We start from the raw sequence: 11,767 nt of genomic DNA, 5'->3' as shown, positions 1-11,767 counted from the left end.
AGCACGGCACCAGGGCACGCGGGACGTGCCGCCCTTGAGAGGAGACTGCGATGGCTTTGAAGTGGACGCTCTACGGGGACGGTGGCACGCCGCCCCCCGGCGGGGTCGTGGCCCCGGACGAGCGGCTGTCGTGGCCCCGGACCATCGGCCTCGGTGCGCAGCACGTGGTCGCCATGTTCGGCGCGACGTTCGTCTTCCCGATCATCATGGGCCTCAACCCGCAGCTCGCCGTGCTCATGTCCGGCATCGCGACGATCCTGTTCCTGCTGATCGTCAACGACAAGATCCCGTCCTACCTGGGCACCAGCGCCGCGTTCGTCGCGGCGGCGGGCGCGATCCGCGCGCAGGGCGGCGAGAGCTCCGACGTCACCGGTGCGATCCTCGTGGCCGGCGTGATCCTGTTCGGCATCGGCGTGCTCGTGCACTTCGTCGGCGGCCGCATGATCGACAAGGTCCTGCCGCCCGCCGTCACCGGCGCGGTCGTCATGCTCATCGGCTTCAACCTGGCGCCGGTCGTGGCGAACATCTACTGGCCCGCCGACCAGTGGACGGCACTCGCCACGATGGTGTTCGTCATCATCGTCTCCGTCGTCGTGCGCGGCTTCATCTCCCGCGTCGCGGTGCTCATGGGCCTCATCTTCGGCACCCTCTTCTCGTGGTTCCTCGACGCGGTCTCCGGCCCGCTGACCGCAGCCGACGGCTCCGAGAGCGACCGGATGGCCAACTTCGCCAATGTCGGGAACGCCGCCTGGTTCGGCTTCCCGGAGAGCATCACGCAGGCCGACGGCACCGTGCTCTCGGGTGCCCACCTGCCGACCTTCAGCGCGACCTTCATCCTCCTGATCGTGCCGGGCGTCATCGCGCTCGTCGCCGAGAACGCCGGCCACGTGAAGGCCGTCGAGGAGATGACCAAGCGCGACCTCAACCCCTACATGGGCCGTGCGTTCATGGGCGACGGCGCGGGCACCGCGCTGGCCGGCTTCGTCGGCGGCTCGCCCACGACGACGTACGCCGAGAACATCGGCGTCATGGCCGCCACCCGCGTCTACTCGACGGCGGCCTACTACGTCGCCGCCGTGGTCGCGATCCTCTTCGGCTTCTCGCCCAAGTTCGGCGCCGTCGTCTCGGCCGTCCCCAGCGGCGTGCTCGGCGGTATCACCGTCGTGCTCTACGGCATGATCGGCCTGCTGGGTGCGAAGATCTGGGTGGACAACAAGGTCTCGTTCGGCAGCCCGCTCAACCTGGTGCCGCTCGCCGCCGGCCTCGTCATCGGCATCGGCGACGTCAAGCTCCAGTTCACCGACTCGTTCTCGATCACCGGCATCGCGCTCGGCACGATCGTGACCATCATCGCCTACCACGCCGTCAAGCCGTTCGCCCCCAAGGACTGGCTCGGCGACCACCAGGGCGACGACCGCGCCGGCACCCCCGGCCCGACCGGCGGCCCGGCGGAGGGACCCGTCGCCCGCTGAGCGTCGCCACCGGCCCTCAGCCGGACACCGCACGGACACGGGGAGGCCTGCAGGAGGGTGCAGGCCTCCCTCACCGGACAGGGAGACCATGAAGACCCCGAAGTTCACCTACCACGCACCCCGCACCGTGGCCGAGGCTCTCGACGTGCTCGCGGAGCACAGCACGGACGCGAAGGTGCTGGCAGGAGGCCAGAGCCTGGTGCCGGTCATGGCCATGCGCCTGGCCTCGCCGGCCCACCTCGTCGACATCAACCGCTTGACGGACGAGTTGTCGGCGCTGGAGGTCGACGACGCCGGGGTCCGCATCGGCGCCCTCGTGCGCCACGCTCGCCTGGAGCGCGACGAGGCGGCCGCCGCCCGCGTGCCGCTTGTCGGCCAGGCGCTGCGCCACGTCGCCCACCCGACGATCCGCAACCGCGGCACCACCGTGGGCAGCCTCGCCCACGCCGACCCCTCCGCCGAGATGCCGACCGTGCTCGCCCTCCTCGGCGGCCACGTCGTCGCCCGCTCCGTGCGCGGCGAGCGCACCATCGACGCCGCCGACTTCTTCGTCGGACCCATGGAGTCGTGCCTCGGCTACGACGAGCTGGCGGTCTCGGCGTGGTTCCCGGCCCCGGAGGGGCGCTTCGGCACCGCCTTCGACGAGATCTGCCGCCGCCACGGCGACTACGCCATGTGCGGCGCCGGCGTCGTCGCGGTGCTGGACGAGGCCGAGCAGTACGTCTCGCTGAAGCTCTCGCTGGTCTCCGTCAACGACGTCCCCGAGGTGCTCGACCTGACCGAGGTGGTGCGCGGCACCGCGTACGACGAGGTGGACCACGCCGCTCTCGGCGACTGGGTGCGCGACCGGATCGACCCGCCGGGCGACCTCCACGCGAGCGCCGACTTCCGCCGCCACCTCGCGTCGGTGCTGACGAAGCGCCTGACCCGCGAGGCCGCGGCGCGCGCGATCACGACGACCGAAGGAGCACGGGCATGACGAGCACGGACCACACGGACGTCGGCGAGCAGCACCTCGAGGTGCGGCTCCGCGTCAACGGGATGCCCCGCCGCGTCGAGCTGCCGGTGCGCCGCACCCTCTGCGACGCCCTGCGCCAGGACCTCGGCCTGACCGGCACCCACGTCGGCTGCGAGCACGGCGTCTGCGGCGCCTGCACCGTGCTGCTCGACGGCGAGCCCGTGCGCAGCTGCCTCATGCTCGCGGTGAGCGCCGAGGACCACGACGTCACCACCGTCGAGGGCCTCACGGAGCCGGACGGTCGGCTGAGCCCCACGCAGCAGGCGTTCGTCGACTGCCACGGCCTGCAGTGCGGCTTCTGCACCCCCGGCTTCCTCACGACCGTCTCCGCGTTCATCGAGGAGAACCCCGACCCGACGCCCGAGGAGGCCCGCGAGGCCGTCGGCGGCAACCTCTGCCGCTGCACCGGGTACCAGAACATCGTCGCCTCCGTCCTCCGCGCCGCGGAGATCCAGAAGGAGCGCGCCACCGAGTCCACCGAGGGGAGCGACGCGTGAGCACCCGCAGCTTCGGCGAGCCTGTCAAGCGCGTCGAGGACCCGCGCCTGGTGACGGGCAAGGGCCGCTACGTCGACGACATCGGCGACGACCGCACCCTCCACGCCGCGTTCGTGCGCACGCCCCACGCCCGCGCACGGATCCGCGACATCGACCCCTACGACGCGTACGAGCTCGAGGGCGTCGTCGCCGTCTACACGTGGGACGACCTCTCCGGCCCGACCGCGGAGCCCCTGCCCCTGCTCATCCCGCACCCCGACCTCACCCACCCGCGCACCGGCTACGCCCTGGCGAAGGACGCGGTGAACCACGTCGGCGAGGCGGTCGCGATGGTCATCGCCCGCGACCGGTACGTCGCGGAGGACGCCGCGGCGCTGGTGAAGGTCGACTACGAGGTGCTCAAGCCCGTGGTCGGTCTCCGCAAGGCGGCCGCGGCCGAGGAGCTCGTCTACGACGACATCCCCGGCAACGCCGCCGCCGTCTCCACCCAGGCGTACGGCGACGCCGCCAGCGCGGTGGCCGAGGCCCCGCACCGCCTGACCTTCGAGTGGGACATCGAGCGCAGCGCCTGCATGCCCATGGAGGGCAAGGGCGTCCACGCCCGCTGGGACGCGCACGAGGAGAAGCTGACGCTCTGGACGGCGACGCAGACGTCGACCGGCGTGCGCGGCGCGGTGTCGGCGAAGCTCGGCCTCGAGCTGACCCAGGTCGACGTCGTGACCCCCGACGTCGGCGGCGGCTTCGGCGTGAAGATCGTGCACCCGTGGCCCGAGGAGATCATGGTCCCGTGGGCCGCGATCCGGCTCGGCCGCGACGTGAAGTGGACCGAGGACCGGCGCGAGCACTTCGTCTCCAGCGCCCACGAGCGCGCGCAGCTGCTCACCGTGCAGGTCGGCTTCGACGACGACGGTCGCGTGCTCGGCCTCGAGGTCGACATCCTCCACGACCACGGCGCCTACATCCCCTACGGCCTCATCGTGCCGATCAACGCCTCCACCCAGCTGCTCGGCCCCTACCGGCCGGGCGCCTACCGGGTGACCTTCACGAGCCTCTACACCAACACGGTGCTCGTGACGCCGTACCGCGGCGCCGGTCGCCCGCAGGGCGTCTACGCCATGGAGCGCACGATGGACCGCATCGCGCAGTACCTGGGCAAGGACCGCCTCGACGTGCGGGCGGCGAACTTCATCCAGCCCGAGGACTTCCCGGTCGACTTCGGCCTGATGTTCCAGGACGGACGGCCGCTGCGCTACGACTCGGGCAACTACCCGGCGCTCGCCGAGAAGCTGCGCACGCTGGTCGGCTGGGACGAGTTCGAGAAGATCCGGGCCGACGCCCGCGCCGAGGGCCGGCAGGTCGGCATCGGTCTCGGGTTCTACGTCGAGGGCACCGGTCCGGGTCCCTACGAGGGCGGCCACGTGCAGGTGCTGACCTCGGGCAAGGTGAAGGTCGCCACCGGCATCACCTCCCAGGGCCAGGGCCACCAGACCGCGTTCGCGCAGATCGTCGCCACCGAGCTGGGCGTGCCGTTCTCCGACGTCATCGTCACGACGGGCGACACCCGCCGGTTCGGCTACTCCGTCGGCACCTTCGCCTCGCGCGGCGCCGTCATGAGCGGCAGCGCCATCGCGCTCGCGGCCCGCAAGGTCAAGGAGCGCACGCTGCGGCTCGCCGCCGACGCGCTCGAGGCCGACCCGGGCGACCTCGAGATCGTCGAGGGCATGGTGCAGGTCAAGGGCGACCCCTCGACCGCCGTGGGCATCGGCACCGTCGCGGTGCTGTCCAACCCGCTGCGCTACGCCTTCGACGAGGCCAGCAAGGCCGCCACCCAGTTCGGCGGCGGACCGGTCGACTACGCGAAGCCGCCGGTCGCGCCGGGGGAGAAGCCCGGCCTCGACGAGACGGACTACTACTCCCCGCCGTACTCGACCTTCGCGGCCGGCGCCCACGCCGTCATCGTGGAGACCGACCCGGAGACGGCGGAGATCTCGATCCTCAAGTACGCCGTCGTGCACGACTGCGGGAAGATGATCAACCCCCGCATCGTCGAGGGCCAGATCCACGGCGGCGTCGCCCAGGGCGTCGGTGGGGCGCTCTACGAGATCATGGCGTACGACGAGGCCGGCCAGCTGGCCAACGCGTCCTTCATGGACTTCCTCATGCCGTACGCCTCCGAGGTGCCCACCAGCATCGACATCGACCACCTCGAGACGCCCTCCCCGCTCAACCCCCTGGGGATCAAGGGCGCGGGCGAGGCCGGCGTCATCCCGACGTCGGCGGCCATCGCGGCGGCCATCGAGGACGCCGAGGGCATCCCGATCGTGCGGATGCCCATCTCGCCGTCCGAGCTCTTCGACCTGCGCCGCGCCGCGGCGTACCCCGAGCCGCTCGTCAACACCATGCCGGGCACGGAGAGCGTGCGCTGGGTCGACCCGGCGTCCGTCCTCCCCGAGCACTCCTCTGCGGCAACCCCCGCAGCATCCACCGAAAGTGAGGCCCGCGCGTGAAGGTCACCGGCGAAGCAACGCTGACCAGCAGCATCGACGCCCTCTGGGCGGCGTTCAACGACCCGGCCGTCCTCGTCGCCACGATCCCCGGCTGCCAGCAGCTCGAGACGGTCACCGAGGACTCCTACCGGATGACGATCAGCGCCGGCGTGGCCGCGATCCGCGGCACCTACGAGGGCGAGGTGCACCTCAAGGACAAGCGCGAGCCGCACTACCTCAAGATGGTCGCCTCCGGCGCCGGCGGTCCCGGCACCATCCAGGTCGAGGTCGACGTCGACATGGAGGCGCAGGGCGAGGGCACGCTCATCCGCTTCGTCGCGGACGCCGTCGTCGGCGGCATGATCGGCGGCGTCAGCCAGCGGATGCTCGCGAGCGTCGGCAAGCGCCTCGCGGCCGAGTTCTTCAAGGCGATCGACGACCACCTCCAGAACGGCCCGGCGCCCGTCGGCCCGACGGCCTCCGCGATCAGCCCCACCGACCAGACCGCGGCCGAGACGCGCGAGGGCGGGGCGGGCAATGCCGCGGCCTCGGGCTCGACCGGGGCCGAGGGGCAGCGCAGCTTCTCCCGGCCGGGTGCGGCTGCCGTTCCGGCCGCGGGCGGCTCGCCGGACGCCTTCCTCAAGGGCACCCTCACCGGGGCCGGTCTCATGCTCGTCGGCGTGCTCGTCGGCGCCCTGCTCGGACGGCGGGCCCGCTGATGCGCGACGTCACCGTGGCCGCGGTCCAGGTCGCCCCGAGCTCGGCGCCCCTGACGCCGGAGACGATCGCGGGCAACACCGAGCGTGCCCTGACCTGGGTCGAGCGCTCGGTCGAGGCGACGGGCGCCGAGCTCGTCGTGCTGCCCGAGACCGTCACGACCGGGTTCGGTCCCGCGATGGGTGCCGAGGAGCTGTGGGACCTGCTCCAGGCGTCGCCGGGGGCCGGCACCGCGCCGTACACCGACCTCGCCCGTCGGCTCGGCATCCACCTCGTGTGGGGCGCCTACGAGCCGGGCGAGGAGCGGGGCGTCGTCTACAACTCCGCGCACCTCGCGGGGCCGGACGGGTCGGTTCTTGGCACCTACCACAAGACGCACCCCTTCGGGACCGAGGACATCGAGCGCGGCGGCTGGGTCACGAAGGGCGACACCGTCACCGTCGTCGAGACCGAGATCGGCACGATCGGGCTGATCATCTGCTTCGACGGGGACTACCCGGAGCTGTCCCGCATCAACGCCGTCAAGGGCGCCGAGATCATCGCGCGACCCTCCGCGCTGCTGCGCAGCGCCGACCTGTGGGAGCTGACGACGCGGGCGCGGGCGTACGACAACCACGTCTACGTCATCGGCGCCAACGCGACGGGCGTGGACCCGGCGGGCGCGCCGTACTTCGGCAACTCCCTCATCGTCACGCCGATCGCCGAGGTCGTCGCCCGGGGCGCCAGCCACGAGGGCTGGGTGAGCGCCGCGCTGAAGCCGCAGCAGGCGATGGCGACGCTGACGCCCGGCTCGAGCGTGCCGCAGAAGTGGGACCACCTCGACGAGCGGAACCTCGCGCTGCTCGCGAACTACGCCGAGGAGCTGGCCGGTCCGGCGAACACCCCGTTCCCGCTCGGCGGTGGCCGAGTGGGATCGTAGGGGCGTGACGACGACCGACCTGGCCCCCCTCGACGCTCCTGGTCCGGCGGACGGTCGGCCGCCCGTGCTCGAGCTCGCCGGCGTGACGCTGCGCCGCGCGGGCAAGGAGATCCTCCACGGCATCGACCTCCGGGTCGAGGCCGGCGAGCACTGGGCGGTGCTCGGCCCGAACGGTGCCGGGAAGTCCACGGTGCTCAGCCTCTGCGGCGCCAACCAGCACCCGACGACCGGCACCGTCCACGTGCTCGGCCACCGGCTGGGCCGGATCGAGCTGCAGGCGCTGCGCAAGATGATCGGCCACGTCGACCCGCGTCACCGGGTGGCCTCGCCGCTCACGGTGGAGCAGGTCGTGCTGACCGGCCTCACCGGCAGCGCGGACCTGCCGCGCCGCTGGGAGCCCACGCCCGACCAGTCCGAGCACGCGCGCGAGCTCATCGCGAGCGTCGGCATGGGCGACCGGGCCGGCCTGCGTTGGCCCACCCTGTCGCAGGGCGAGCGGGGCCGGGCGCTCATCGCCCGCGCCCTCGTCGGCCGCCCGCAGCTGCTGCTGCTCGACGAGCCCACGACCGGGCTCGACCTCGCCGCCCGCGAGCGCTTCCTGACCGCGCTCGACGGCGTCGTGGCCGAGGAGCCCACCACCTCCACGCTGCTGGTGACCCACCACCTCGAGGAGCTGCCGAGCACCACGAGCCACGCGGCCCTGCTGCGCGACGGCGCCATCGTCGCCGCCGGCCCCGTCGACGAGGTGCTGACGAGCGCGGGCGTCTCCGAGGCCTTCGCGCACCCCATCCGCGTCGAGCGCACCCACGGCCGCTGGCACGCGTCGGGGGCCTGAGGCGCGAGGCGCGGCTGCGCTGGCTGTCGGGGCCGTCCCCCGGGGGGCTGAAATGTGCGGCTGGGGCCGGTCCCGCGCGGTCCGGGCTGCACCAAGCGCACAGTTGCGGCGCCCCTCGCGGCCCCTCGCGCCCCTGCCCGTCGGACGTCATGCGCAGTGGTCGGGCCGGGCGCCGGACCGCATGACGCCGGGGGTACGGCGGGGATTCGCCAGCGGCGTACCCGGCCCTTGTCGGGCCCGGCCGGGCTGGAGCTGGTCCATCCCGCGCGGGGGTCTGAAATGTGCGGCTGGGGTCGGTCCCGCGCGGTCCGGGCTGCACCAAGCGCACAGTTGCGGCGCCCCTCGCGGCCCCTCGCGCCCCTGCCCGTCGGACGTCATGCGCAGTGGTCGGGCCGGGCGCCGGACCGCATGACGTCGGGGGTACGGCGGGGGTTCGCCCGCGGCGTACCCGCCCCGGCTGAGGAAAACGCGGACCGGAGGCCCCGGGGAGTCCGCGTTTTCCTGTCCCGGGCCGGGTCCCGTCCGCGTTTTCTTTCTCCGGCCCCCACGGGCCCCCGGGGCTCGGGTCGGCCAGTGCCCCGCCGGGCCCGGGCGTCACGCGATCGTTACGCAAGCCCGCGACCCGCGAAACACCCACTGAGTTTCATCTGAGCAGACAACGTTTCCTCGCATGATCGGAGCGGCTCAGATGACCACCACCCCCGACGCACCCGCCACGGCCCCCTTCCTCGTCACGTCCGACGCGTGGAAGGGCCTCCCGCGGATGGAGGAGTACCCCGCGTGCGAGGGGTACATCGGCGACGTCTACGAGAACCCCGAGGGCAGCAGCATGTGCTCCGGGTTCTTCGAGCTCAAGCACACGGACGAGCCGCTGGTGTACCTCTACGAGTACGACGAGATGAAGGTCGTGCTCGAGGGCGAGTTCCTCCTCGAGAACGTCGACACCGGCCAGAAGACGGTGGCCCGCGCCAAGGACGCCATCTTCTTCCCGAAGGGGTCGCGGATCGCGTTCTCGACGCCGTCCTACGCGCTGGCGTTCTACGCCGGCGACCGCAACGCCGACCTGCTCTGACCGGGCTCCGATGACGACGGTGGAGATCGCGGCGACCGGGATCGCGGCGACCGGGATCGCGGCGACCGAGGTCCCGCTCGGCCTGCCGCACTGGCCGGCCGTCCCGGAGCCGGTCGACCCCACGGCCGCCACGGTGCTGGTGCTCGCGCTCGGCGGGCACCCGCGCACCGCGGAGGTCGCGGGGGCCTGGGTGCGGGAGGCCGAGGGCCGGGTCCCGACCCGGCTCGTGGTGGCGGACGACCTCGCGACCGGTCACGACGACGTCGTCGCCGCCCTCGACGCGGTGCGGATCGGCGTGCGGATCATGGTCGTCGGCCCCCAGCACGACGTGCTCCTCACGCTCGCCCGGTGCCGCGCCCACGGGGCGAGCGGGGCGGAGCTGCGGGCGTTCGTCGTCGACGCGGAGGGCCCCACCGACCTCCCGGTCTACTGCGCCCACTGCCGCGCCACCCACCGCCTCCACGGCGAACCGGGCGGCACGGCGGTCTGCACCGGCTGCGCCCGCCTCCTCGAGATCCACCCCCACCACTCGGCCGCGCGCGGCAGCTTCCTCGCCTCGGACACCGGCACCGAGCCCGACGATCAGGTTGCCGCATGAGCGCCACGCTCCAGCCCGAGGCGCCCGTCCGGTACGCGGCCCACCAGCACGCGGCGTACCGGACCGGCCCCCGGCTCCTGCGCGTCGCGGAGGTGCGGGCGCTGACCACCGAGGTCCGTCACGTCGTGCTCGTCGACCCCGACGGCGGCCACCTGGCGCCGTACGAGCCGGGTGCGCACGTCGTGCTCACGACCGACCCGGGCGGGCCGGGGGAGAAGCGGAACGCCTACTCGCTGACGGACGACGGGTTCAACCCGCGGCGCTACGCCATCTCGGTGCTCCGGCGGGAGCAGGGGTCGGCCTGGGTGCACGGGCTCGCGGCCGGCGACCTCGTCGAGGTCGAGGGTCCGCGCTCCGCCTTCGCCCCGCGCCACGACCAGCGCCACGCGCTGCTCGTCGCCGGCGGCATCGGCGTCACGCCGGTGCTCTCCCACGCCCGCGCGATCGTGCGGTGGGGCGGGAGCGCCGAGGTGCTCTACTCCTACCGGCCTGGCCACGCCGCCCACCTCGACGACCTGCGGGCGCTGGCGGAGCGCGAGGACGTGACCCTCCACGAGGCGACCACCGTCGCGGCGACCGCCGCCCTCCTCGCCGACCGGCTCGCCGACCAGCCGCTCGGCACCCACGCCTACGCGTGCGGACCGGTGCCCCTGCTCGAGACCTACGTCGACGCGGCCCGCGCCGCCGGCTGGCCCGAGCACCGGGTGCACCTCGAGCGGTTCACGGCGCCCGAGCTCGACCCGGGCGTCCCCTTCACCGCCACGCTGGCGTCGACGGGCGAGCGTCTCGCCGTGCCGCCCGGCACCAGCCTCCTCGAGGCCCTGCTCGCGACGGGTCGCGCCGTGCCCAACCTCTGCCGCCAGGGCGTCTGCGGTGAGTGCGAGGTGCCGGTACGCCGCGGCGCGGTCGAGCACCGCGACCTCGTGCTCTCCGACGCCGCCAAGGAGTGCGGCGACCGCATGCTGGCCTGCGTCTCCCGCGCGGCCCGCGCCGACGACGACATCGAGGTGGACCTGTGACCCTCGCCCCCGCTGCCCCGACCGCGGCGACCGACGCCCCCGCCTTCCCCGTGCGCGGCCACACCGCGCGCCTGCCCTGGCCGTTCCCGGACGACCTCGACGCGTTCCGCTACTCCGTCAACGTCGAGCCCGCACGGCTCGTGCGCCGTACCGCCGCCGGCGAGTGGGGAGCGACGATCGTCGACCTCGGGGGCGAGGAGTACGGCGCGATCATGGCCGAGCGGCGCCGGATCCTCGACGCCGATCCCCACCGGGTGCGGATCATGCCCGGGATGCTGCCGGCCTGCTGGGACCTCCTGCTCTACTACCTGCGGGACCTGGCCGCGTCGTACCCGGCGATCATGCGGCTCGACGAGGACCCCCGCGACCCCGACCGGTTCCGGTGGCGCAACGCCGCCCTCGGCACCGACCAGACGTTCGTGCTGGGCGACGCGACGAGCCTGCCGTGGGACCCGATGACCTTCCTGGGCCGCGAGGTCCCCGACGACCTGCTCCTCGTCAAGGAGCGTGACGGCGAGCTGTGCTTCGACGCCGGGCTCGTGACCTTCGCGGCCGCGTGGTCGGTCTCCTTCGACGTCGGCATGACGATGGCGGAGATCCACAACCCCGTGCCGCGGCTGACCCGGGAGGGCATCACGTCGCGGGCCGAGCAGTTCCTGCGCCGCCTGCCGGTCGACCAGGTGTACCGCCGCGTCAACTGGACGCTGTCGGCCTCCGGCTCCCGGCTGCTCGACGTCAGCCTCGAGGAGCTGCCGGCCTGGGCGGGCGACATCCCGGCGCTCGTCGCCGCGGAGGACTGGGGCCGCCTCCAGCTGCGCATCGAGGTCGAGCACTTCATCCGCCTGCCGATGACCGGGGCGGTCACGTTCAACATCCGCACCCACATGACCTCGCTGGAGGAGATCCGGCAGGTGCCGGCGTGGCGCGACCAGCTCGCCCGCGTCGTCCTCGAGCTGCCCGAGGACCTGGCCGCCTACAAGGGATTCCTCGACTACCGCGAGCCCGCCATGGCGTGGCTGACCCGCCGGTGAGCGCCGTGACGACGGTCGTGAGGCGGATCACCGCGCCCGTGCGTCCGGCGGAACGCCGCGGACACCGGGGAGAAACACCGTCACGTTCGACTACCCGCCCCGG

11 protein-coding genes are annotated in these 11,767 nt (G+C 73.2%); all 11 read left to right on the top strand.

All coding sequences use genetic code 11. The features are described 5' to 3' along the window. Positions 1-56: 56 nt before the first annotated feature. The 11 genes from G3T38_RS04270 to G3T38_RS04220 all read left to right on the top strand — a co-directional run bounded on the left by G3T38_RS04270 (position 57) and on the right by G3T38_RS04220 (position 11,664). Entirely contained in the window at positions 57-1,472 is a 1,416-nt protein-coding gene (locus G3T38_RS04270) for a uracil-xanthine permease family protein (protein ID WP_420846767.1), read from the top strand. A gap of 88 nt (positions 1,473-1,560) precedes the next feature. Next, positions 1,561-2,451, top strand: a complete 891-nt coding sequence (locus G3T38_RS04265; protein ID WP_163770843.1) for an FAD binding domain-containing protein — start codon at positions 1,561-1,563, stop codon at positions 2,449-2,451. After that, positions 2,448-2,987: a (2Fe-2S)-binding protein gene (locus G3T38_RS04260; protein WP_163770842.1), complete on the top strand. Its 540-nt coding sequence runs from the start codon at positions 2,448-2,450 to the stop codon at positions 2,985-2,987. Before G3T38_RS04265 ends, G3T38_RS04260 begins: the two co-directional genes overlap by 4 nt. Further along, a complete protein-coding gene (cutA, locus tag G3T38_RS04255; protein WP_163770841.1) occupies positions 2,984-5,494 on the top strand; it encodes an aerobic carbon-monoxide dehydrogenase large subunit in 2,511 nt (836 codons plus the stop codon). The genes G3T38_RS04260 and cutA overlap by 4 nt, the downstream gene beginning before the upstream one ends. Further along, positions 5,491-6,192, top strand: a complete 702-nt coding sequence (locus G3T38_RS04250; protein ID WP_163770840.1) for an SRPBCC domain-containing protein — start codon at positions 5,491-5,493, stop codon at positions 6,190-6,192. Before cutA ends, G3T38_RS04250 begins: the two co-directional genes overlap by 4 nt. Then, on the top strand, positions 6,192-7,109 hold the full coding sequence (locus tag G3T38_RS04245; protein ID WP_163770839.1) for a carbon-nitrogen hydrolase family protein: 918 nt from the start codon (positions 6,192-6,194) through the stop codon (positions 7,107-7,109). The genes G3T38_RS04250 and G3T38_RS04245 overlap by 1 nt, the downstream gene beginning before the upstream one ends. 4 nt (positions 7,110-7,113) lie before the next feature. Next, positions 7,114-7,944, top strand: coding sequence for an ABC transporter ATP-binding protein (locus G3T38_RS04240; protein ID WP_338037457.1), 831 nt, complete (start codon positions 7,114-7,116; stop codon positions 7,942-7,944). A 688-nt stretch (positions 7,945-8,632) separates the two neighbouring features. Further along, on the top strand, positions 8,633-9,016 hold the full coding sequence (locus G3T38_RS04235) for a cupin domain-containing protein (protein WP_163770838.1): 384 nt from the start codon (positions 8,633-8,635) through the stop codon (positions 9,014-9,016). A 10-nt stretch (positions 9,017-9,026) separates the two neighbouring features. Further along, positions 9,027-9,614: a dimethylamine monooxygenase subunit DmmA family protein gene (locus G3T38_RS04230; protein ID WP_206675778.1), complete on the top strand. Its 588-nt coding sequence runs from the start codon at positions 9,027-9,029 to the stop codon at positions 9,612-9,614. Continuing rightward, positions 9,611-10,633: a PDR/VanB family oxidoreductase gene (locus tag G3T38_RS04225; protein ID WP_163770837.1), complete on the top strand. Its 1,023-nt coding sequence runs from the start codon at positions 9,611-9,613 to the stop codon at positions 10,631-10,633. The genes G3T38_RS04230 and G3T38_RS04225 overlap by 4 nt, the downstream gene beginning before the upstream one ends. Further along, on the top strand, positions 10,630-11,664 hold the full coding sequence (locus G3T38_RS04220; RefSeq protein ID WP_163770836.1) for a heme-dependent oxidative N-demethylase subunit alpha family protein: 1,035 nt from the start codon (positions 10,630-10,632) through the stop codon (positions 11,662-11,664). The genes G3T38_RS04225 and G3T38_RS04220 overlap by 4 nt, the downstream gene beginning before the upstream one ends. Positions 11,665-11,767 lie beyond the last annotated feature (103 nt).

Source organism: Nocardioides zeae (genome assembly GCF_010686755.1).
In the GTDB taxonomy this organism is placed as follows: Bacteria; Actinomycetota; Actinomycetes; order Propionibacteriales; family Nocardioidaceae; genus Nocardioides; species Nocardioides zeae.
Note: the sequence above shows the minus strand (reverse complement) of the source record. Positions and strands in the feature narration are given on the sequence as shown.

Excerpts from the sequence above, each read along its gene's own strand:
- G3T38_RS04235 (WP_163770838.1), top strand. The coding sequence starts at position 8,633 with ATGACCACCACCCCCGACGCACCCGCCACGGCCCCCTTCCTCGTCACG.
- G3T38_RS04260 (WP_163770842.1), top strand. The coding sequence starts at position 2,448 with ATGACGAGCACGGACCACACGGACGTCGGCGAGCAGCACCTCGAGGTG.
- G3T38_RS04230 (WP_206675778.1), top strand. The coding sequence starts at position 9,027 with ATGACGACGGTGGAGATCGCGGCGACCGGGATCGCGGCGACCGGGATC.
- G3T38_RS04245 (WP_163770839.1), top strand. The coding sequence starts at position 6,192 with ATGCGCGACGTCACCGTGGCCGCGGTCCAGGTCGCCCCGAGCTCGGCG.
- G3T38_RS04265 (WP_163770843.1), top strand. The coding sequence starts at position 1,561 with ATGAAGACCCCGAAGTTCACCTACCACGCACCCCGCACCGTGGCCGAG.
- G3T38_RS04225 (WP_163770837.1), top strand. The coding sequence starts at position 9,611 with ATGAGCGCCACGCTCCAGCCCGAGGCGCCCGTCCGGTACGCGGCCCAC.